The following is a 19,248-nucleotide window of genomic DNA, read 5'->3' as shown; positions in this document are numbered from 1 at the left end:
CGGGCATTCGTGGGAGCGGGCTTGCCCCGCGATAGCGTCCGATCAGGCAATGAAGGTGCCTGGACAGGCCTCATCGCGGGGCAAGCCCGCTCCCACGAAAGGTCCCCGTCCGGGGTGTTACTCCACCTCTACCAACACCCCATCACGGCCAAGCCGATAACGCTGCAGGTCCCGGGCCAGGGTCAGGTGCCCGTTGTAGTGCGCCTGCGCCTCTTCGCGTACCTCCTCGATGGAGCCACCACGCCCGCCGCCCGACTGGTAGCGGGCACTGAAGTGCGTCAGCACCAAATTCTTCACCCCCGCCGTTTCGGCGAAGCGCGCCACTGCGGCGGCCGTGCTGTGGCCGAAGGTGGCCTGGGCACGCTCGACCACCGGCTGGGTGAAGGTGGCCTCATGGACCAGCACATCCACGTTCGCCGCCAGCGTGCTCAACAGCTCCGGGCGGTCGTTGTCGCCGCAGACGATGATCCGCTGCGCCGGGCGCGTCGGTTGCAGGTAAGTCTGCGGATCAAGCTGGCGCCCCTCGTGCTCGACAGTCCTGCCATGGGCCAGTTGCCCCCACAACGGCCCGGCGGGGATGCCGTCGGCCTGCAGGCGCTGGGTGTCCAGCCGTGGCTCTGGGTCACGTTCCTCGAACACGAAACCGTAGGACGGTACCCGGTGCGACAGCTCGACCACGCCGATCTGCACATTGCCATGTTCCAGCCCGGTGAAGGTCTCGACCGGCTGCATCTGCAGCTCGAAGGGCAGGTAGGTGTCGCTGACCGCTAGGCTCTGGCGCACCCAGGCCTGAAGCTCGGCCGGCAGCACCAGCTGTAAGGGTTCCTTGCGCCCCGACATGCCGGCACTGGCCAGCAGCCCCGGCAAGCCGAAGCAGTGGTCGCCGTGCACATGGGTGATGAGGATGGCGCGCAGGTCGCGCACCGACAGCGGGCTGTGCAGCAACTGGTGTTGGGTACCTTCGCCGCAATCGACCAGGTACCAGCCGGTGCCTGAGGATTCGATGACTGCGGTCGCACTGACGTTGCGGGCCTTGGTGGGCACACCGGAAGAGGTGCCCAGAAACTGCAGGTCCATTGCCTGACTCCTTGATTCGATGTTGTTGCGACCCCGCAGGACGAGGCGCGCGGAGGCTAGCATGGCACTGTCGCAGGGGCCAGTGTGCTCCCAACATCGAGCTTACGCGCTACCAGGCCGGACTAGTAGACACCGCCCTGGGCGCTGGCAGCGGCCCCGTCCTTGAACTTGCCCGCCAACGTCTGCAAGCCGCGCATCAGCACCGTGGTGTCGACCCCGACCGCGACGAACGCCGCGCCCAGCTCGATGTAACGGCGCGCCAGCGCCTCGTCGGCGCTGAGGATCCCCGCCGCCTTGCCGGCACGGCCGATGCGCACGATGGCGTCGTCGATGGCCGCCTGCACTTCGGGATGTCCCGGGTTACCCCGGTGGCCCATGGCGGCGCTGAGGTCGGCGGGGCCGATGAACACGCCATCGACGCCTTCGACGGCGCAGATCGCATCCAGGTTGGCCAGGCCTTCGCGGTTCTCCACCTGCACCAGCAGGCACATCTGTTCGTCGGCCTGGTCCAGGTAGTCGGGCAAGCTGTTCCAGCGCGACGCTCGTGCCAACGCGCTGCCGACACCGCGCACACCGTGGGGCGGGTAGTGCATCGCCCGCACCAGCTGGCGTGCCTGCTCGGCGCTTTCGACCATGGGCACCAGCAGGGTCTGCGCGCCGATATCCAGCAATTGCTTGATCAGCGCGGTGTCGCCGATCACCGGGCGCACGATGGGTTGGGCCGGGTAGGGCGCCACCGCCTGCAACTGGCCGAGCAGGCTGCGCAGGTCGTTGGGCGCGTGCTCGCCGTCGAGCAGCAGCCAGTCGAAGCCGGCATTGGCCGCCAGCTCCGCGCAGTACGGGTCGGCCAGGCCGAGCCACAGGCCGATCTGCGCCTGGCCTGCGCGCAGGCGTTGTTTGAAGGTGTTGATGGGCATGTCCATGGGCGGTCCTCGTTGAGCGTGTGGGGTCGCAGGTACACTGTGGGAGCGGGTTCACCCGCGAATGCGATGGTGATGCTGATGATGCTTTCGCGGGTGAACCCGCTCCCACGGGAATCTCTGCTGTCTGGGCAGGCGTCAGACGAATCGGCAGGCGATCGAACCGAGTTGATCGTAGTCGACGTGGAAGGTGTCGCCAGGACGGGCGGCCACCGGGCGGGTGAAGGAGCCGCCAAGAATGATCTGGCCGGCTTCGAGGCCCACGTCGTATGGCGCCAGCTTGTTGGCCAGCCAGGCCACGCCCTTGGCCGGGTGGTTGAGCACCGCCGCCGACACGCCGGACTCCTCGATCACGCCGTTGCGGTACAGCACCGCCGGCACCTTGCGCAGGTCGACGTCGCCCGGGCGCACGGCGCGACCGCCCATGACCACGCCGGCGTTGGCAGCGTTGTCGGAGATGGTGTCGAACACCTTGCGGGTGGCACCGCTGAGCGGGTCGACCTGCTGGATGCGCGCATCGATGATCTCCAGGGCCGGAATCACCCACTCGGTGGCCTCGAGCACGTCGAACAGGGTCACGTTCGGCCCCTTGAGCGGTTTGCCGAGGATGAACGCCAGCTCCACCTCGACCCGGGGCACGATAAAGCGCTCGAAGGGAATGTCGCTGCCTTCATCGAACAGCATGTCGTCAAGCAGCGCGCCGTAGTCCGGCTCGGTGATGTTCGAGGAGACCTGCATGGCCCGGGAGGTGAGGCCGATCTTGTGGCCGACCAGCTTGCGGCCGTCCTTGATCTTCTGCGCCACCCAGGCACGCTGGATGGCGTAGGCGTCCTCGATGCTGATCGAGGGGTGTTCCAGGGAGAACTGGCCGACTTGTTCGCGGGTGCGTTCGGCCTGGTCGAGGCGGGCGGCGGCTTGCTGGATGATGCGGGCGTCGAGCATGGAGACCTCAGGGCTGACGGGTGAACAGGGGATGCAGGCTGCTGTGCTTGGCGTCGTACACCTGCGCCTGGCTTTCATCGATCTGCAGGGTCAGCCCGACCGGGCGACGTTCCAGCAGCGCGTCCAACTGCCGACGCAGCACCGCCAGCAGCGCATCGCCGACCTGCCGGTGCACTGTGGCGCTGCGACCGCTGCCCATGCGCAGGTTGGCGTAGACGAAGCCGTAGTCGCCACGACCATCGGCGATCGCCGCGTGGGCGGCCGGGTAGGCCAGCACGCGGGTGCCGCCGGTGGGGAACACCTGGCGATCATGTTCGTCGCGCTGGGCGAGCATGCAGTCGGCCAGGGCGCGGCACAGGCCGGGCATATCGGCGTCGGCTTCGATGTCCGGGCTGTAGAGCAGGACCAGATGAGGCATGACGGTACTCCTTACAGGCGGCTGGTGGCGGTGACGCCGGCCGGGTTCGAGGCCTGGGCGGCGGGGATCGCGCTGCCGTCCTGCGGGGTGACCGGGAAGATCGCGTTGATCTGGCCGGTGCCGGAGGAGCCGAAGTACGGCGTCACCACCTCGGCCTTGGCGTCGTACTGCGACCAGCCCAGGGCGCCGAGCAGCATGGCGGTGTCGTGCATGAAGCCTTCGCCGTGGCCCTTGACTGCGTACTCGGGCAGCATCGCGCAGAAGTCGGCCCAGTCGCCGTCCTGCCACATGCGCACCACGCGGTGGTCGAGGGTCTCCAGGAACGGGCTCCAGACCTTGGTGGCAAAGTCCGGGGCCTGGCCGTTCTGGGCGAAGCGGTGCGACAGCGAGCCACTGGCGAGGAAGGCCACGGTGCCGTCGTAGTGGTCCTCGACCGCCTTGCGCATGGCCCAGCCCAGGCGCGCGCTGTCGTTGAGGTAGTGCGAGGTGCACAGGGCCGAGACCGAGATCACCTTGAAGTGGCGGTCGGCGTTCATGTAGCGCATCGGCACCAGGGTGCCGTACTCCGGGGCCAGGGTGGTGGCGTCGTGGGCCATGGTCTCCACGCCCAGGCGGTTGCATTCCTCGGCAAGGATCCGCCCCAGCTCGGGGTTGCCGGGGAAGCCGTAGTCCATGTTGGCGATGAAGTGGGGCAGTTCGTTGCTGGTGTACAGGCCTTCGAAATGCGCGGCGCAGTTGATGTGGTAGTTGGCGTTGACCAGCCAGTGGGTGTCGAACACGACGATGGTGTCCACGCCCAGTTCACGGCAGCGCCGGCCGATCTCGTGGTGGCCGTCGATGGCCGCCTGGCGAAAGCCCTGGCGCGGGCCGGGCAGTTCGGACAGGTACATCGAGGGAACATGGGTGATCTTGGCGGCGAGAGCGAGTTTGCCCATGGGAATCTCCTGTGATTGTTGTTGTGGCCGCATCGCGGGGCAAGCCCGCTCCCACGACTTTGTGGGAGCGGGCTTGCCCCGCGATGGCGTCAGATGCCCCAGCGCGGAATGTGATGGCTACCCATGGATATACACACGTTCTTGATCTCGGCGAAGACCTCGAAGCTGTATTGCCCACCTTCGCGCCCGGTACCCGAGCCTTTCACCCCACCGAACGGCTGGCGCAGGTCGCGCACGTTCTGGCTGTTGATGAACACCATGCCCGCTTCGATGCCTCGGGCCAGGCGGTGGGCCTTGCCGATGTCCTGGGTCCAGATGTACGACGCCAGGCCGTATTCGGTGTCGTTGGCCAGTTGCAGCGCCTCGGCCTCGTCCTTGAACGGGATCAGGCAGACCACCGGGCCGAAGATCTCTTCCTGGGCGATGCGCATCGAGTTGTTCACGTCGGCGAACACCGTCGGCTGGATGAACTGCCCCTTGGCCAGGTGCGCCGGCAGCCCGGCCGGACGCTCCAGGCCGCCGGCCACCAAGCGTGCGCCTTCCTCGAGGCCGATGCGGATGTAGCCGGTGACCTTGTCGTAGTGCTGCTGGGTGATCATCGAGCCGACCTGGGTCTGCGGATCGGTCGGGTCGCCGACGATCAGGCGCCTGGCGCGGGCGGCGAACTCGGCGACGAACTGCGGGTATACGCTCTCCTGGATGAAGATCCGGCTGCCGGCGGTGCAGCGCTCGCCGTTGAGCGAGAAAATGGTGAACAGCGCGGCGTCCAGGGCACGGTCCAGGTCGGCGTCTTCGAAGATCAGCACCGGCGACTTGCCGCCCAGCTCCATCGAGTACTTCTTCAGGCCCGCCGTCTGCATGATCTTGCGGCCGGTGGCGGTGCCGCCGGTGAAGGAGATGGCGCGCACGTCCGGGTGGCGCACCAGGGCATCGCCGGCGGTGGCGCCGTAGCCCTGGATCACATTGAGTACGCCATTGGGGATGCCAGCCTCGACCGCCAGGCGTCCCAGTTCATTGGCGGTCAGCGGCGACAGTTCGCTCATCTTCAGCACCGCGGTGTTGCCCAGGGCCAGGCATGGCGCGGTCTTCCAGGTGGCGGTCATGAACGGCACGTTCCAGGGCGACACCAGCCCGCACACGCCCACCGGCTGGTAGAGGGTGTAGTTGAGCATCTGGTCGTCCACCGGGTAGGTGTGGCCGTCCATGCGCGTGCACACCTCGGCGAAGAAGTCGAAGTTGTGCGAGGCGCGGGGAATCAGCACGTTGCGCGTCTGGTGGATCGGCAGGCCGGTGTCCAGGGTCTCCAGTTCGGCCAGCTGCGGCACGTTCTGCTCGATCAGCTCACCCAGGCGGCGCATCAGCCGGGCGCGCTCCTTGGCCGGCGTGTTGGCCCATTTGGGGAAGGCTTGCTTGGCCGCGGCCACGGCCTGGGCGACTTCCTCGGCGCCGCCGCTGGCGACTTCGCCGATGGCTTCGCCGGTGGCCGGGTTGTAGTTGATGAAGGTGTCGCGGCTCTCGACTTCGCGGCCGTTGATCCAGTGCTTGATCATGCTGTTGCCTCGTGTTTTTTGCGGGCGAAGAACTCGGCTTCGCTGACGATTCGGTTGACCAGGCGACCAACGCCTTCTACTTCCACCACCACCTCGTCGCCCGGTACCACGTCGGCCAGGCCTTCCGGGGTGCCGGTGGCGATCATGTCGCCGGGCTGCAGGGTCATGAAGCTGGAGAAGTATTCGATCAGGTAGGGGATGTCGAAGATCATGTCGGCGGTGCTGCCTTGCTGTTTCAGCTCGCCGTTGATCCAGGTGCGCAGCGTCAGCTTCGACGGATCCGGCACGTCGGCGACGTCGACGATCCACGGGCCCACCGGGGTGGTGGCGTCACGGTTTTTCACCCGCAGGTTGGGGCGGTAGTAGTTCTCCAGGTAGTCGCGGATGGCGTAGTCGTTGCACACCGTGTAGCCGGCCAGGTAGTCGAGGGCGTCCTCGCGCCTGACGTTGCGCGCCGGCTTGCCGATCACCGCCACCAGTTCGCACTCGTAGTGCATGTACTTGACGTTGTCCGGGCGCCAGGTGACCTGGTCGTGCCCGGTGTAGGTGCCCGGCGACTTGATGAACGCCAGCGGTTCGGTGGGCGGGGTGAAGGCCAGCTCGGCGGCGTGGTCGGCGTAGTTCAGGCCCAGGGCGAACATGTTGCCGGTGGCCGGTGGCAGCCAGGTGACCTGGTCGGCATGGACCAGGCGGCCATCGGCCAGGCGCAGTTGCTGGTCGTCCTCGACGGTGACCTGATGGACCTGGCCGTCGAACTGGATACGGGCGTGCTTCATGGGGCGAGTCCTTGTTCGGCGACGATGGGGTTGGTCAGCTGGCCAAGGCCGTCGATCTCGACCGTCACCCGGTCGCCGGGCAGCACATCGACGCGGCCTTCGGGGGTGCCGGTGATCAGCACGTCGCCGGCATGCAGGGTCATGAACTCGCTGATCTCGGCGATCAGCCGGGCCACGCCGCGCACGCAGTTGGCGGTGTTGTTGTGCTGGCGCAGCTCGCCGTTGACCCACAGGCGGATGCCCAGCGCGTCGGGGTTGCCGACCTGCGCGGCCGGCACCAGCTGCGGGCCGATGGCGCAGAAGCCGTCGCGGCACTTGGCCTTGACCGCCGGGCGGTAGTAGCTGTCCTCGGGCAGGCTGAACTCGTTGACGATGGTGTAGCCGGCCACATGCGCGAGGGCGTCGTCGACGCTGACGCGGCTGGCGTCCTTGCCGATCACCACGCCCAACGCGGGGCCGGGTTGCAGGCGCTCGACTGCCGATGGGTAGGTCACCGGTCGGGCATGCTCGTTGCGGGTGTTCGGGGTCTTGATGAACAGCACCGGTTTGACCGGCGGCTGCAGGTACGGCGCTTCATGGAAGGATGCCAGATGCTGCTGCAGCAGGCCCTGGTAGTTCAGGGCGACGCCGAACAAGCTGCCGTTGGCGACCTCGTGCAAGGCACGGCTCATGCTTTTCTCCTGCGGTGATTGAGGCGACCAGGGGCGCCTCGTGGTGTTTTTGTTAATGTGTTAACGTTATATTTAATATGTTAACGATCGTCAAGGCGTCTACCGCTGGCCGGTGGTGCTACGATGGTTTCCCCGGCGCGTTTCACCGCTGCGAGAACAACAATGAAAGAACGACAGCCGATTCCCAACATCAACATCGGTCAGGTGTACGACCAGCGCTATAGCGACAGCGAGGTGCACTACGACCGCCTGGGCAACCTGGCCGGATTCTTCGGCCGCAACATGCCGGTGCACCGCCACGACCGCTTCTTCCAGGTGCACTACGTGAAGACCGGCAGCGTGCGGGTGTACCTGGACGAGCAGCGCTACCACGAGTCCGGGCCGATGTTCTTCCTCACCCCGCCGACCATTCCCCATGCCTTCGTCACCGAGGCCGACGCCGACGGCCATGTGCTGACCGTGCGCCAGCAACTGGTCTGGCAACTGCTGCAGGCCGAGCCTGGGCTGGCGCTGGGGCCGCGGCTGCAACCGGCGTGCGTTGCCCTGGGTCACCTGCAGGGGGCGGCGGCCGGCGAGGTGCGGCGCCTGGAGCAACTGTTCGACCTGCTTGGCGACGAAATCGGCCATGGCCAGGCCGGGCAGGGCACCGCCGTGCAGGACCTGGCGCGCCTGGTGATGATCAGCCTGCTGCGCCTGGGCGCCAATTCGCTGGAGGCCACACCTGCGCGGCACGAGGACCTGCAGCTGTTTCATCGATTCAATGAGCTGATCGAGCGCCACTACCTCGACCACTGGACGCTGCCGGCCTACGCGGCGGCGCTGGGCGTCACCGAGGCGCGGCTGAACGATGTGTGCCGGCGCATGGCCGACCTGCCGTCCAAGCGCCTGGTGTTCGAACGGCTGATGCAGGAGGCGCGCCGATTGCTGCTGTACACCGGCGGTTCGGCCAACGAGATCTGCTATCGGCTGGGGTTCAAGGATCCGGCGTATTTCAGCCGCTTCTTCCAGCGCCATGCGCAGATGACGCCGGGGGAGTATCGCCAGCGCCAGGCGGGATTGCGTTGACATGGGGCGATCAGCTCCGGGCTACAGGCTTCAACTGATCGTGCAACGAAGGCGGCGCCTGGAAAATAGGCGTTTGCCGGGAGCGCTGGTACTTTTCACAGGGGCTGGACAGCACGGGTGAAAATGGTTTTCACTTTATTAATATCTTAATAAAACCAGCCGTTTATCCTGATGACCACTCCTAGACCTTCCCTGACGTTGACCCTGTTGCAGGCCCGCGAAGCGACCATGGCGTTCTTCCGCCCGGCCCTCAATGCCCATGACCTGACCGAGCAGCAGTGGCGGGTGATCCGCATCCTGCGCCAGCAGGGCGAGCTGGAAAGCCACCAGCTGGCGGACCTGGCCTGCATCCTCAAACCGAGCATGAGCGGCGTGCTCAAGCGCCTGGAGCGCGACGGCCTGGTGGGCCGGCGCAAGTCGCCGGAGGACCAGCGGCGGATCTTCATCAGCCTGACCGTGCGCGGGCAGCAGGCGTTCCTGGCCATGAGCGAGGAGATGGAGCGCAATTACCAGGAGATCCAGCGCCAGTTCGGCGAGGACAAGCTGGAGCAGTTGATGGGGTTGTTGAACGAGTTGAAGAAGGTCAGGCCCTGATGCCGTGCGCAATCCCTGTAGGAGCGGCCTTGTGCCGCGAAAGGGCTGCGTAGCAGCCCCGTCGATTAATGCGTCAACGCTGAAATCCTGGGGCCGCTACGCGCCCCTTTCGCGGCGCAAGGCCGCTCCTACAGGGGTTGCGCACAGATACAGCGAATCATCGAGAATCTTCAGCAACGAAGCCGCCCGCCGCGCATACACCGCCGGGTTCGCATACAGCAGCTCCACATGCAGGCTGTCGATGATCCCCAGGTACGCGTCGCCATACAGCTCCAGCTTGTTGCCATCGCTGCGAGCCCAGGCGTGGCGCTCGCGCAGCGCTTGGCAGAAGCCCAGGCGGATCCGCTCCAGGTAGGCCTCGAAGCCGCCGGTGACGATCGCACGGATCGGTGCCGGCGGCAGGAACGCCGTGCGCAGCACGAAGCGCAGGTTGGCCGAGGCGGCGTAGCGCTCGGCCAGGTGCAGCGGGTGCCAGTGCCCCGGCGCCTCGCGGCCCGCCGCCTCATGGCCGAATCCGGCCTCGACGTAGGCGGTCTCGTCCGCCAGCGCCCGTTCGAAGGCGCGCACGAACAACGCGTCCTTGTTGGTGAAGTGGGCATAGAGCGAGGCCTTGCGCATGCCGGCCAGGACGGCGATCTCGTTCAGCGACGAGCCGTCGTAGCCGTGTTCGGCAAAATGCTCGACAGCATGGTCGCAGATGCGCGCGGCGGAAGGGGTCAGGGCTTTCAAGGCGGTCACTCCGGATTGGCGCTGGGGTAGGGCGAGGCGCTGATTGTCTTTGCCACGGCGGCGCGGGTCAAACCGACGATGACCAGGGCAGCGGCCGCCAGCAGCCAGGCCCAGGCCAGTGGCCCCAGCGTTGCCAGGTGCCCGGCCAACGGTGTGGCACTGGACGAGATCACCAGTTGCAGGGCGCCGAGCAACGCTGCGGTGGAGCCGACGTCACGTTGTTGCGACGACATCGCCAGGGCCATCAAGGTGGCCTCGCAAATGCCTAAGCCGAACAGCGCCAGTACCACGCCCGCCAGCAGCAGCACCAGGTCCGCGTCGCTCAGCCCGGCAAGTACCGTCAGCAGCGCGCCGCCGCCCATGCACAGCGCGCCCCACCAGGCCACGCGAGCCACGCCGTGGCGCGTCACCCAGTAGCCGGAAAGCGCCGCGCCGAGCAGGATGGCCACGCCACAGCCCCCGAACAGCAGGCCGAAGTGGGCGCTGGAGAGACCGAAATGCTGCTGGTACACGTAGGCGGAACCGGCGATGTAGGCGAACAGGAAGAAGAACACCGCCGACAACGCCAGGGCAGGGCGCAGGAACGCGCCGTCGGCGGCGATGCGCGCATAGGTGCGCCATACACTGGTCGGCGCCAGGCGTACCCGCTGCGCCACAGGCAAGGTCTCGTCGAGCGTCAGCATCGAGTTGAGCAGGGTCAGCAGGCCCAGACCGGCCAGCACCAGCATGATCGCCCGCCAGCCGTAGGCCGCGTCGATCACCCCGCCCAGCGCCGGGGCGAGGATCGGCGCCAGGCCTTCGATGGTCATCAGCAGGGCGAAGATCTGCGCCGCCCGCGCGCCGTCGGCGCTGTCGCGCACCATGCTCATGATCACCACCAGCGTCAGCGCGCTGGCCAGGCCCTGGACCAGGCGTGCCAGCAGCAATGTGTCCAGCGATGGCGCGGCGGCGGCGCCGAGGGAGGCCAGGCAGAACACCATCAGGCCCGCGAGCAATGGACGACGACGACCTAGGGCATCCACCACGGGGCCGAACAACAGTTGGCCAGCGCCCATCGCCAGCAGGAACACGGTCAGGGTCAGCTGCACCTGGGTATAGCCGGTGGCGAAGTCGCGGGCCATTTCCGGCAGGCTGGCCAGGTACATGTCGATGGCCGAAGGGCCGAGGGCGCCGATCAGGGCGAGGGAGGCGGCGAAGCGCAGGTTGGAAGCAGGCATGACTGGAAAATCCGTTGGCAAAATAAACCTACCGACCGGTAGGTTGTGCGAATTATGCCAGAGTGCGTGAAGGGGTCAACCATGCCTGCGTCCCCTTGCGTCCCAGATACAGGGCATTGACATGTTTAGCGCCACCGGTCCGATCACTCCGGAATAATCCGAATCCCTCCTTATCGCCGTACTCCCAACCATGTACGGCATGCAGCCGTGCATCCCACAGCCACATGAGGTTTTGCAACCATGGCCAATAAAGACAGCAACATGACCGGTCGCCAGGACAGCAACAAGACCGGCAGCCAGGGTGGATCGAAGAACCCGGGCAACTTCGCCAATGACCGCGAGAAGGCATCCGAAGCCGGCCGCAAGGGCGGCCAGAGCAGTGGCGACAACCGCCAGACCGAGTCCGGCCGCAAGGGTGGCCGCTCGTAAGTGAAGGGCACGCGGTGCCGGGTTCGCCTGGTACCGCGCATATCCCGACTTGGATCGGCCGAAAACATCGAGTAAACCTTTGACATGCTGTGCAGTCATTCCTTGTATGAGCCCCTACATGCGGGCCAAGGAGGTGGCTGATGAAACTCGTCTGCCTGTTGCGTGGCTGCCAATGGCGCAGCCTGCTGGTCCGGGAAATCGCCGGGCTTGACTGCCAGTGCTGCGAGCGCTGCGGCGCGTTGCGCTACAGCCAGCCCGGCCAACCGTTCGACGCGTAGGAGCCGACCATGTCCCGGGCAATCTGGAAAGGTGCGATCAGCTTCGGCCTCGTGCATATCCCCGTCTCCCTCAACACCGCCGTGCGTACCGAACGCGTCGACTTCGACTGGCTCGACAAACGCAGCATGGAGCCGGTGGGCTACAAGCGGGTGAACAAGGTGACCGGCAAGGAGATCGACAAGGCGCACATCGTCAAGGGTGTGGAGTACGAGAAGGGCCGCTATGTGGTGATCAGCGAGGAGGAGATTCGCAAGGCCCGGCCCGAGGCGACCCAGACCATCGAGATCTTTTCCTTCATCGATGCCGGGGAGATCCCGCTGCAACAGTTCGACACGCCTTACTACCTGAGCCCTGACCGCCGCGGCGGCAAGGTCTACGCCTTGCTGCGCGAGACCTTGCACAGCACCGGCAAGGTCGCCCTGGCCACCGTGGTGCTGCACACCCGCCAGCACCTGGCGCTACTGCGCCCCCTGGAGGACGCGCTGGTGATGATCACCCTGCGCTGGCCCGAGGAGGTGCGCGGCCTGGAGTCGCTGGAACTGGACAAGAGTGTGACCAACAGCAAGCTGGACAAGCGCGAACTGGACATGGCCAGGAAGCTGGTGCAAGACATGAGCGGGCCATGGACGCCCGACGAGTACCATGATGCCTTTCGCCAGACCATCCTCGACCTGGTGGAAGAGAAGGCCAGCAAGGGCAAGATCGAGACCGTGGACAAAGGCGAGGGCGCGCCGGCGGAGAAGGGCGCGGACATCATCGACCTTACCGAGCTGCTCAAGCGCAGCCTGGGTGGCAAGGCCAGGGCGAAGAAACCGGCGACCAAGCGACCGCGCAAAGCGTCATAGCGGTTGCGCAGAGGTTACGGCAGTTGCCCTTCCAGTCCATTCAGGTAGTCCCCGAAGCCCTGGCGAGCGCGGCTGTCCCGGCGACTGCTGGTGGCCACGCTGTGCGCCGCCGTCCAGACGATCTGCGCGCCACTGGCCTCGAGGGCCAGCACCAGTTGCACATCTTCGTGGGCTGGCAACGGCTGGAATCCGCCGACGCGCTCATAGGCCTTGGTGCAGACGCCCAGGTTGGCGCCGTGAATATGCCGATGCCCGTCCCGGGCCTGGTAACGGCTACGGTACAACTGGCGCAGGGCGGCGCCGTGCCAGGGCTGCCAGCGCTCGATGTGCACCGTGCCGCAGACCGCGTCGGCATGCCATTGCAGTTGCGACACCAGCCAGTGCTGGGGCACGCGACTGTCGGCATCGGTAAAAGCCAGCCACTGGGCGCCGCGCTCGATCATCCACGCCGCGCCCAGGCGCCGGGCGAAGCCGACGTTGCCGGCCTGCAGTTCCAGGGTGTGCACGCCATGACGACGAGCGATGCGCGCGCTGGCGTCGACGCAGCGATCGAGCACCACCAGCACCTCGACCACCAGGCCCGCCGCCTCGGCCCGCGCCACCGCCAGCTTGACGGCGGCCAGGCAGTGCCCGAGGCGGCGGGCCTCGTTGTGGGCCGGAATGATGACGGCGATCATGGGCAGGTCTCGTCCAGGTCCACGAGGCTGGGCTGGCACGACCAGTACTCGAGCAGGAAGTCCGCCTCCTCGTGGCGCAGCAGCGGGTACAGCGGCAGGTGTCGGGCCAGCAGACCATGGACTTCGCGACCATCCTGCGGGCAACCGGCGATGGGATGGCGCCAGTGGCAGGCCAGCAGGCCGCCGCCATGGCTCAGGCTGGCCACCGATTGCTCGATCACCTGCAGCCACTCGGTGGGGTCCAGGTAGTAGCCGATCTCGCTGAGCACGATCAGGTCGAACTGCCCGCCCGGCCAATCGCCCGGCAGGTGTCCCTGTTCGACGCGGGCATGGCTCACGCCTGCCAGCCGCTGGCGGGCCAGGGCCACGGCGGTGGCGTCGATGTCCTGGCACAGCAGGTCGGCGCAGCGCCCGGCCAGCAGGACGCTCAATTCGCCGTTGGCGCAGGCCGGCTCGAACACGCGTGCGTAGCACTGGCGCGGCAGGCTGGCCAGGGCCAGGTCGCGCTTGCGTCGTTCGTACCAGCGGGTACGGAAGGCCCACGGGTCATCGTTGCCGGCATACAGGTCGGCGAAGTACTGCGCGTCGAGGCTCATGGCGACTCCATTGACAGGAAGACCAGTTCGAAGGGTTGCAGCAGGCAGGTCTGCAGCTGTTCGGGCAGTACCGGCGGACGATCGCCATCGGGCTGCAACTGGCTGGCATGGGCGGCCAGGGCCTCGCGCTTGCGCGCCAGGCGCGCTTCGTCGAGCTGGAGGCGATATGCCTGGGGCCAAGGCAGGCGCGGATCGTCGGGAACGGCCCAGTGCCAGGCCCACACGGGTACTTCGGCCAACTGCGCGCGGCGCGACTGGGCCGCCCGGGCGCAGGCGCGGCCGGCGGCTTCATGATCGCAGTGCCCATCGCCACGCCAGGTGGTCAGCAGCAGGTCGTCGGGTTGGAGCAACTGTTCCAGGTGCGTGACCAGGAAAGCCTCGTCGCGTGGCAGGGCGCCGTCCTTGAGATTGAGTCGTCGCCAATCGACGCGTTTGAGGTCCAGCTCCAGCTTGTGCAGGGCATGGCGGCTCTCAAGGGGGCGCTGATGGCGCAGGCGGTGCTCGGTCCACTGGCTGGAATGCGGATGGCTGGCCTCGCCGTTGGTGGCGGAAATCAGCACCAGGTCCTGTTCCCGGCCGTGGAAGCTGGCCAACAGGCCGCCGGCCATGAGGATTTCGTCGTCCGGGTGCGGCGCCAGCAGCACTAGCCGTCTGCCGGGCGGGCACAGTCGGTCGGGTGTCAGCCAGGTGGCCCGGGCCAGGTGCGCGGATTGCTGCCAGGCGCTCCATGGCGTGCCGTCAGCGGTCTGAATCAGATTCTGGCTCATAGTTGCCATGCTCCTGCAGGCATGTCGGTCAGTTGCCGCCCCTGCTCGGCCAGGTCGCGTTCTGCGTGACTTTGCCGCAGGTATACCGGCAGGTCGGCGCTGAGCCGGGCAAAATGGCTGCTGCAACAGAACGGTGTGGCGCCCAGCGCCCGGCCGACATGCTGGATGACCAACTCGACCGCCTGCTCGACCTGGGCGCGGGTGCGGCGCACCTCGAAACTGGCATCGTCGTGAGGGTGCCGGTCGATCCAGGCGGCGCATTCGCGCAGGGCGGCACGGGCCCCGAACAAGGCGGCATCGACCGCGCCCAGGTGGGCATCGGCGTGCGGGTCGGGCCGGGGTTTGCGGCAGTGTTCGCGCAGGTAGTCCGCCAAGGCTTCGGCGGCGCCGTACCAGCAGGCGGCGATGCCCGCGCCGCCGTGCCAGAAGCCCGGACGGGACAGGTACTGGCCGGGCTTGCCGATGGCCAACCCCGGCGAGTCGTCGAACGCGATGGCGACACTGGTGGTGGTGGCCATGCCGACGGCCTGCCAGTGGTCGGCATGGATGCGCTGGCTGGGATGGCGCAGCTCGATGGCCACCAGTTGAGGCTGGTCGTCTTGCCAGGCGGTCAGCAGCGCACGGTCGATCTGCAACGCCCCCGAACACCAGGCCTTGCGGCCTTGCAGGCGAACCTGCTCGCCGTTCCGTTCGACGATGAGGGTGCGGGCATCCGGCGGTTCGGCAGCCCACACGCCCCAGGTCCCTTCACCGGCATGATGAGCGGCGCCGCACTCGGCAAGGATCGCCAAGGCGTCGGTATGGCCTTCGTAGAGTTTGGCCAGGCTGAGATCGCAAGCGGCGACCCGCGCCAGTGCCCGCCAGCGCTCCAGGGTCTGCCCCTGGCCCGGCAAGGGGAGCAGGTCGAGGTGTTCGCGCTGCAGAGCCTGCAGCAGCTCCGGCAGCAAGGGTTCGAGTTCGAGGGGCTGCGAACGAGCAGCGAGCCGGTGTAGCAGCTGATCAAAGTGGGTCGATTCCATCAGGCAATCCCCAGTTGCTTGCGCATGCGCACGGTGATCGACTGGCGGGTCCTGGCCATGTCGGCCCACGGATCGTCCACCTCGGCAAGCCGGGCCTGCAGGTTGCCGATGTTCCATTGGTTGGCGCCTTTAAGCTGAGTCAGTTCCTCGCGCCAGATCGGCACCGACACTGGCAATCCCTCGCGGGCGCGCAGCGAGTAGGCGGCCACGGTGGTGGCGCCCTTGCCGTTGCGCAGGTAGTCGATGAAGATCCGCCCGACCCGGTTCTTTGGCCCGGACACGGCGCTGAGGCGATCGGGGAACAGGCCGGCCATGTGCTCGACCAAGGCGTGGCTGAAGTCCTTCACCTCGTCCCAACCGGCGCGCCGGGTCAACGGCACGACAAGGTGCATGCCCTTGCCGCCGCTGGTCTTGAGGAACACCTTCAGGCCCAGCTCATCGAGCAGGGTGAGAGTCAGTTGGGTGGCCTCGAGCATGGCCTTCCAAGGCAGTGCGGGATCAGGGTCGAGGTCGAGTACGAAGCGGTCGGGCTTGTCGAAGTCCTTGGTGGTGGCATTCCAGGTGTGCAGTTCGAGGGTGTTCATCTGCACCGCGCCCAGCAGGCTGTCGGCGCGGTTGAGCACCATGGCCGCCTGGCCGGCCTGGGCCTTGCTGTAGCTGAGCACGTGGGGGATGTGCAACTGGCCGGCGTTCTTCTGGAAGAACAGCTCGCCGCCCAGGCCATCCGGTGCCCGGACCAGGGCCACGGGCCGATCCTTGAGCTGCGGCAGCAGCCAGTCGGCGACCTGGGCGTAGTACTGTGCGACCTGGCGTTTGGTGGCCCCGGTGGTTGCGTCGACCACGCGGTCGGGGTGGGTCAGGCGCAGGGTGCCCAGGCCCTCGGGTTGTGCTACGTGCTTGGCGGGCATCGCTGGCTCCAGGTCGATGGCGGTGGCGGGCTTGTCGTCGCGCAGACCGTGGAACACTGAATGGCGGACGATGCCTTCGCGGGTCATCTGGGCGTAGGCGACTTCTGCCAGCAGTTGCGGTTTGAGCCAGTGCACGCCGCGGGCTTCGGCTCCGGTGGGAGGGCTGGCCAAGGGCGGCTTGGCGGTCTGCAGCGGTTTCAGTCGGGTGAGGATGCTGTCCAGGGTGGCGGCGCTGAAGCCGGTGCCGACCTTGCCGGCGTAGCGCAGCTGGCCGCTGTCATGGTCGTGCAGGGCCAGCAGCAGGGCGCCAAAGCCGTGGCGGCTGCCCTTGGGGTCGGTATAGCCGACGATCACGAATTCCTGGCGCTGCTTGCACTTGAGCTTGATCCAGTCGCTGCTGCGCCGGCCGACGTAGGGGCTGTCGGCACGCTTGCCGATCAGCCCCTCGAGTTCCAGCCGACAGGCGCTGTCGAGCAGCGAGTCAACCGGCTCGTTGAAATCGGTGGAATACCTGAGCAGCGGCGAAGCGTTGTCTTCCAGCAGCTTGGCCAGAGTGGCGCGACGGGCCTGTAGCGGCAGTTCGCGCAGATCCTCGCCGCCCAGCCAGGGCAGGTCGAACAGGTAATAGGTGATGCGTTCGTCGTGCTCGGAGTCGAAGGCGTTCTGCAAGGCCTGGAAATCGGCCACGCCGTTGTCGTCGACCACCACCATCTCGCCGTCCAGCCACGCCGTGTCGACCCCCAGTGCCTTGAGCGCCTTGACCTGACGAGGCATCTTCGCGCTCCAGTCGTGGCCATTGCGGGTAAACAGGCGTACGTCGTCACCGTCGATGCGCGCCAGGATCCGGTAGCCATCGAACTTGACTTCGTAACGCCAGTCGCCGCTGGGAGGTGAGTCAAGCAACGTCGCCAGTTGTGGCTGGAGCAGCGCCGGCAGGGCTTTGCGACCGGCCTTGCGCTTGCGCGTGGAAGCGGTTGCCTTGGTCGGGCGCCGCGGTGGCAGGGTGCGGTCGCTAAGCACACTGTCCGGCAGGGCCTCGACGATGCGGTAGTCGGATTCGCTGCGCGCCTGTCCATCATGGGATTTGACCAGCATCCACTGCTCTTTCTTGCCGGCCAGGTGGGTGCGGAACAGGTTCCAGATGCCCGACAGCTTCTCGCCTTGCAGGCGAAAGCGCAGCTTGCCCTTGGCATAGGTTTCATGCGGATCGCCCTCGGGCTCCCAGACACCCCGGTCCCAGACGATCACATCACCGGCGCCGTAATGGCCTTCGGGAATGTGTCCTTCGAAGTTGGCGTAGTCCAGTGGGTGATCTTCCACGTGCACCGCCAGGCGCCGGACCTTGGGGTCGAGCGAGGGCCCCTTGGGGATCGCCCAGCTCTTGAGGGTGCCGTCGAGTTCCAGGCGAAAGTCGTAATGCAGGTGGCTGGCATCGTGCTTCTGGATGCAGTACTGCAGGGCGTGGGCCGAGCGTGGCCTGGCGCGCTTGCCAGCCGGCTCGGGCGTGGCGTTGAAATCGCGCTTGCGCTGGTACTCCTGCAGGGGCTTGGCCATGGCGGGCTCCGGGACGGTTCGCGGGGTCTCAGGATTGGGAGGCGGCGGTGCGGCGCGGAGTTCAAAAAAAGCGCGGGGCGGTGCCTTTTGAAGAAACTCTGAATCATTGCTTGGTGGGGGCAGTCGACCGTGTGAAGCCCACTGACGGAGAACGTTCATGCCTAGATCCGATGACCCAAGACCGCAGGTTGATATAGACGACACCGAGGACCGCATGGGCAGCGTCCACGAGCTGGATTTCAGCGAGCGCCGCGATGAGCGCCAGGGGCGTGTCGGCGACGAGCGTCCGGCGCGCGAGATCGCCGAGGACTACCCGCCCCGGCGCGTCGCCGAAAGCGGCATGACCGGTGGCGAGACCCTGGGCGACAGCCTGCACGAGGACAATGTCACCCTCGACGATTTGAGCCCGGATACGCTGTTCGATGAAACCGGCGCTCGAGACCCGCATGAACCTGGCACAGGCAGCGGACCTGCCGACCAGACCCTGCGCCAGGTGGAGGCCCACGAGATCGGTGGTGGCATCGGCCTGGACGAGGCCGAACTGGCCCGCTCGGCGCCGTTGGATGGTGAGCCGTGGGTCGATGAGGTGGTGTCTGATGACGACAGGAGAGAGCCGTGATGAATGAGCAACGCTGTTCCTGCAACCACTGTTCCTGCACCGTGGATGCCAATGCCGTGGTCCAGGATGGCAAGGCCTATTGCTGCGAAGCCTGTGCGACGGGGCATCGCGATGGGGAGCCTTGTCGTATGGCCGATTGCAAATGTGGTGAGATGACCCGGCCGAAGGAGAGTAATGTCGATAACGCGCTGGATGAAACATTCCCGGCGAGTGATCCTATATCGCCATAAGGTTCTTTCACTCTCGACGGCCCTTTCGTTGAAATCTCCGGTGAAGAGCGAATTGCTACATCAATGTACGCACAGCAGCAGTAGTTATTTTGATCTTGATCTTGATCTTGATCTTGATCTTGATCTTGATCTTGATCTTGATCTTGATCTTGATCTTGATCTTGCTTCTAAGTGCGCGATAGTTCAGGCGCCGCCAATTGCGACTTCAGGAGGCCGAGCGGAGTTCTTGCGGAGGGAGGTGACGGCCATGGATGGCCGTCAAGCGCTGCGCCCCAGGATGGGGCGTTCAGCGCGGTCCTCCCGGGAGCAAGAACGAAGCGAGGGAACCCCGGAGCGAAGCGTAGGGGCCGGATGATGGAGCGAGGATTTTTTGGTTCCTTTTTGATCCTTCAAAAAGGGACCCGCCGTAAGGGCGGAAAGGTGACTTTGCG

General features: G+C 66.3%; 22 protein-coding genes. 7 read left to right on the top strand and 15 right to left on the bottom strand.

Going from position 1 to position 19,248, the window contains the following annotated elements; genetic code table 11:
* Positions 1 to 117: 117 nt before the first annotated feature.
* The 8 genes from LU671_RS06890 to LU671_RS06855 form a co-directional block, all read right to left on the bottom strand.
* Positions 118 to 1,077 carry a ribonuclease Z gene (locus LU671_RS06890; protein ID WP_232855113.1) on the bottom strand — a complete coding sequence of 320 codons (960 nt, stop codon included), beginning with the start codon at positions 1,075 to 1,077 and terminating at the stop codon, positions 118 to 120.
* A 122-nt stretch (positions 1,078 to 1,199) separates the two neighbouring features.
* Positions 1,200 to 2,000: a 4-hydroxy-2-oxoheptanedioate aldolase gene (hpaI, locus tag LU671_RS06885; RefSeq protein ID WP_232855112.1), complete on the bottom strand. Its 801-nt coding sequence runs from the start codon at positions 1,998 to 2,000 to the stop codon at positions 1,200 to 1,202.
* Positions 2,001 to 2,135: 135 nt separating this feature from the next.
* Positions 2,136 to 2,939 carry a 2-oxo-hept-4-ene-1,7-dioate hydratase gene (hpaH, locus tag LU671_RS06880; protein ID WP_232855111.1) on the bottom strand — a complete coding sequence of 268 codons (804 nt, stop codon included), beginning with the start codon at positions 2,937 to 2,939 and terminating at the stop codon, positions 2,136 to 2,138.
* 7 nt (positions 2,940 to 2,946) lie between these two features.
* The gene (locus tag LU671_RS06875) at positions 2,947 to 3,357 is read right to left on the bottom strand and encodes a 5-carboxymethyl-2-hydroxymuconate Delta-isomerase (RefSeq protein WP_232855110.1); all 411 of its coding nucleotides are present in this window, start codon (positions 3,355 to 3,357) and stop codon (positions 2,947 to 2,949) included.
* 11 nt (positions 3,358 to 3,368) lie between these two features.
* Entirely contained in the window at positions 3,369 to 4,292 is a 924-nt protein-coding gene (gene hpaD, locus LU671_RS06870; protein WP_203646703.1) for a 3,4-dihydroxyphenylacetate 2,3-dioxygenase, read from the bottom strand.
* An 89-nt stretch (positions 4,293 to 4,381) separates the two neighbouring features.
* Positions 4,382 to 5,842 (bottom strand): 5-carboxymethyl-2-hydroxymuconate semialdehyde dehydrogenase, encoded by a 1,461-nt coding sequence (hpaE, locus tag LU671_RS06865; RefSeq protein WP_232855109.1) that lies wholly within the window; start codon positions 5,840 to 5,842, stop codon positions 4,382 to 4,384.
* Positions 5,839 to 6,618: a fumarylacetoacetate hydrolase family protein gene (locus LU671_RS06860; RefSeq protein WP_232855108.1), complete on the bottom strand. Its 780-nt coding sequence runs from the start codon at positions 6,616 to 6,618 to the stop codon at positions 5,839 to 5,841. The genes hpaE and LU671_RS06860 overlap by 4 nt, the downstream gene beginning before the upstream one ends.
* The gene (locus tag LU671_RS06855; RefSeq protein WP_203646689.1) at positions 6,615 to 7,289 is read right to left on the bottom strand and encodes a fumarylacetoacetate hydrolase family protein; all 675 of its coding nucleotides are present in this window, start codon (positions 7,287 to 7,289) and stop codon (positions 6,615 to 6,617) included. The genes LU671_RS06860 and LU671_RS06855 overlap by 4 nt, the downstream gene beginning before the upstream one ends.
* Positions 7,290 to 7,451: 162 nt before the next feature.
* Here LU671_RS06855 and hpaA point away from each other — a divergent pair, with 162 nt between their 5' ends.
* Both hpaA and hpaR read left to right on the top strand, forming a co-directional pair.
* Positions 7,452 to 8,354, top strand: coding sequence for a 4-hydroxyphenylacetate catabolism regulatory protein HpaA (hpaA, locus tag LU671_RS06850; protein WP_028688922.1), 903 nt, complete (start codon positions 7,452 to 7,454; stop codon positions 8,352 to 8,354).
* Positions 8,355 to 8,525: 171 nt separating this feature from the next.
* Positions 8,526 to 8,948, top strand: a complete 423-nt coding sequence (gene hpaR / locus LU671_RS06845) for a homoprotocatechuate degradation operon regulator HpaR (RefSeq protein ID WP_203646685.1) — start codon at positions 8,526 to 8,528, stop codon at positions 8,946 to 8,948.
* A 96-nt stretch (positions 8,949 to 9,044) separates the two neighbouring features.
* Here hpaR and LU671_RS06840 read toward each other — a convergent pair whose 3' ends face one another.
* Positions 9,045 to 9,677 carry a TetR/AcrR family transcriptional regulator gene (locus LU671_RS06840; RefSeq protein ID WP_232855107.1) on the bottom strand — a complete coding sequence of 211 codons (633 nt, stop codon included), beginning with the start codon at positions 9,675 to 9,677 and terminating at the stop codon, positions 9,045 to 9,047.
* A gap of 5 nt (positions 9,678 to 9,682) precedes the next feature.
* Complete coding sequence (locus LU671_RS06835; protein ID WP_203646682.1) at positions 9,683 to 10,894, bottom strand: multidrug effflux MFS transporter; 1,212 nt, start codon at positions 10,892 to 10,894, stop codon at positions 9,683 to 9,685.
* Between the two features lie 240 nt (positions 10,895 to 11,134).
* Between LU671_RS06835 and LU671_RS06830 the strand changes: the two genes are divergently transcribed.
* From LU671_RS06830 to ku, 3 genes are all read left to right on the top strand, one after another.
* Positions 11,135 to 11,323 (top strand): general stress protein, encoded by a 189-nt coding sequence (locus LU671_RS06830; RefSeq protein ID WP_203646680.1) that lies wholly within the window; start codon positions 11,135 to 11,137, stop codon positions 11,321 to 11,323.
* A gap of 140 nt (positions 11,324 to 11,463) precedes the next feature.
* Positions 11,464 to 11,601 (top strand): PSPA7_2676 family Cys-rich small protein, encoded by a 138-nt coding sequence (locus tag LU671_RS06825; RefSeq protein ID WP_203646679.1) that lies wholly within the window; start codon positions 11,464 to 11,466, stop codon positions 11,599 to 11,601.
* 9 nt (positions 11,602 to 11,610) lie between these two features.
* The gene (ku, locus tag LU671_RS06820; protein ID WP_232855106.1) at positions 11,611 to 12,447 is read left to right on the top strand and encodes a non-homologous end joining protein Ku; all 837 of its coding nucleotides are present in this window, start codon (positions 11,611 to 11,613) and stop codon (positions 12,445 to 12,447) included.
* A gap of 14 nt (positions 12,448 to 12,461) precedes the next feature.
* On the opposite strand, the gene LU671_RS06815 is transcribed toward ku, so the two are convergent.
* From LU671_RS06815 to ligD, 5 genes are read right to left on the bottom strand one after another with little or no spacing between them, the layout of a single operon-like run.
* A complete protein-coding gene (locus LU671_RS06815) occupies positions 12,462 to 13,124 on the bottom strand; it encodes a glycosyltransferase (RefSeq protein ID WP_232855105.1) in 663 nt (220 codons plus the stop codon).
* Positions 13,121 to 13,720 carry a class I SAM-dependent methyltransferase gene (locus LU671_RS06810; RefSeq protein WP_232855104.1) on the bottom strand — a complete coding sequence of 200 codons (600 nt, stop codon included), beginning with the start codon at positions 13,718 to 13,720 and terminating at the stop codon, positions 13,121 to 13,123. Before LU671_RS06810 ends, LU671_RS06815 begins: the two co-directional genes overlap by 4 nt.
* Positions 13,717 to 14,487 (bottom strand): PIG-L deacetylase family protein, encoded by a 771-nt coding sequence (locus LU671_RS06805; protein WP_232855103.1) that lies wholly within the window; start codon positions 14,485 to 14,487, stop codon positions 13,717 to 13,719. The genes LU671_RS06810 and LU671_RS06805 overlap by 4 nt, the downstream gene beginning before the upstream one ends.
* Positions 14,484 to 15,506 carry an acyl-CoA dehydrogenase gene (locus tag LU671_RS06800; protein WP_232855102.1) on the bottom strand — a complete coding sequence of 341 codons (1,023 nt, stop codon included), beginning with the start codon at positions 15,504 to 15,506 and terminating at the stop codon, positions 14,484 to 14,486. Before LU671_RS06800 ends, LU671_RS06805 begins: the two co-directional genes overlap by 4 nt.
* Positions 15,506 to 17,968 (bottom strand): DNA ligase D, encoded by a 2,463-nt coding sequence (ligD, locus tag LU671_RS06795; protein WP_232855101.1) that lies wholly within the window; start codon positions 17,966 to 17,968, stop codon positions 15,506 to 15,508. The genes LU671_RS06800 and ligD overlap by 1 nt, the downstream gene beginning before the upstream one ends.
* A gap of 157 nt (positions 17,969 to 18,125) precedes the next feature.
* Between ligD and LU671_RS06790 the strand changes: the two genes are divergently transcribed.
* Together LU671_RS06790 and LU671_RS06785 are read left to right on the top strand one after the other, a co-directional pair.
* Entirely contained in the window at positions 18,126 to 18,587 is a 462-nt protein-coding gene (locus tag LU671_RS06790; protein ID WP_232855100.1) for a phosphotransferase system, HPr-related protein, read from the top strand.
* The gene (locus tag LU671_RS06785) at positions 18,587 to 18,817 is read left to right on the top strand and encodes a metallothionein (protein WP_203646671.1); all 231 of its coding nucleotides are present in this window, start codon (positions 18,587 to 18,589) and stop codon (positions 18,815 to 18,817) included. The genes LU671_RS06790 and LU671_RS06785 overlap by 1 nt, the downstream gene beginning before the upstream one ends.
* The last annotated feature ends 431 nt before the right edge of the window (positions 18,818 to 19,248 follow it).

Origin of the sequence: Pseudomonas sp. NMI760_13, assembly GCF_021283245.1 — a bacterium.
GTDB classification, from domain to species: Bacteria; Pseudomonadota; Gammaproteobacteria; order Pseudomonadales; family Pseudomonadaceae; genus Aquipseudomonas; species Aquipseudomonas peradeniyensis.
Note: the sequence above shows the minus strand (reverse complement) of the source record. Positions and strands in the feature narration are given on the sequence as shown.

Bases quoted from the DNA above. Each gene is read 5' to 3' on its own strand.
- LU671_RS06790 (WP_232855100.1), top strand. From the start codon at position 18,126: ATGCCTAGATCCGATGACCCAAGACCGCAGGTTGATATAGACGACACC.
- LU671_RS06890 (WP_232855113.1), bottom strand. From the start codon at position 1,077: ATGGACCTGCAGTTTCTGGGCACCTCTTCCGGTGTGCCCACCAAGGCC.
- LU671_RS06800 (WP_232855102.1), bottom strand. From the start codon at position 15,506: ATGGAATCGACCCACTTTGATCAGCTGCTACACCGGCTCGCTGCTCGT.
- LU671_RS06835 (WP_203646682.1), bottom strand. From the start codon at position 10,894: ATGCCTGCTTCCAACCTGCGCTTCGCCGCCTCCCTCGCCCTGATCGGC.
- hpaI (WP_232855112.1), bottom strand. From the start codon at position 2,000: ATGGACATGCCCATCAACACCTTCAAACAACGCCTGCGCGCAGGCCAG.
- LU671_RS06785 (WP_203646671.1), top strand. From the start codon at position 18,587: ATGAATGAGCAACGCTGTTCCTGCAACCACTGTTCCTGCACCGTGGAT.
- LU671_RS06805 (WP_232855103.1), bottom strand. From the start codon at position 14,487: ATGAGCCAGAATCTGATTCAGACCGCTGACGGCACGCCATGGAGCGCC.
- LU671_RS06810 (WP_232855104.1), bottom strand. From the start codon at position 13,720: ATGAGCCTCGACGCGCAGTACTTCGCCGACCTGTATGCCGGCAACGAT.
- LU671_RS06875 (WP_232855110.1), bottom strand. From the start codon at position 3,357: ATGCCTCATCTGGTCCTGCTCTACAGCCCGGACATCGAAGCCGACGCC.
- ligD (WP_232855101.1), bottom strand. From the start codon at position 17,968: ATGGCCAAGCCCCTGCAGGAGTACCAGCGCAAGCGCGATTTCAACGCC.
- LU671_RS06855 (WP_203646689.1), bottom strand. From the start codon at position 7,289: ATGAGCCGTGCCTTGCACGAGGTCGCCAACGGCAGCTTGTTCGGCGTC.
- ku (WP_232855106.1), top strand. From the start codon at position 11,611: ATGTCCCGGGCAATCTGGAAAGGTGCGATCAGCTTCGGCCTCGTGCAT.
- hpaE (WP_232855109.1), bottom strand. From the start codon at position 5,842: ATGATCAAGCACTGGATCAACGGCCGCGAAGTCGAGAGCCGCGACACC.
- hpaD (WP_203646703.1), bottom strand. From the start codon at position 4,292: ATGGGCAAACTCGCTCTCGCCGCCAAGATCACCCATGTTCCCTCGATG.
- LU671_RS06825 (WP_203646679.1), top strand. From the start codon at position 11,464: ATGAAACTCGTCTGCCTGTTGCGTGGCTGCCAATGGCGCAGCCTGCTG.
- hpaR (WP_203646685.1), top strand. From the start codon at position 8,526: ATGACCACTCCTAGACCTTCCCTGACGTTGACCCTGTTGCAGGCCCGC.
- LU671_RS06860 (WP_232855108.1), bottom strand. From the start codon at position 6,618: ATGAAGCACGCCCGTATCCAGTTCGACGGCCAGGTCCATCAGGTCACC.
- hpaA (WP_028688922.1), top strand. From the start codon at position 7,452: ATGAAAGAACGACAGCCGATTCCCAACATCAACATCGGTCAGGTGTAC.
- LU671_RS06815 (WP_232855105.1), bottom strand. From the start codon at position 13,124: ATGATCGCCGTCATCATTCCGGCCCACAACGAGGCCCGCCGCCTCGGG.
- hpaH (WP_232855111.1), bottom strand. From the start codon at position 2,939: ATGCTCGACGCCCGCATCATCCAGCAAGCCGCCGCCCGCCTCGACCAG.
- LU671_RS06830 (WP_203646680.1), top strand. From the start codon at position 11,135: ATGGCCAATAAAGACAGCAACATGACCGGTCGCCAGGACAGCAACAAG.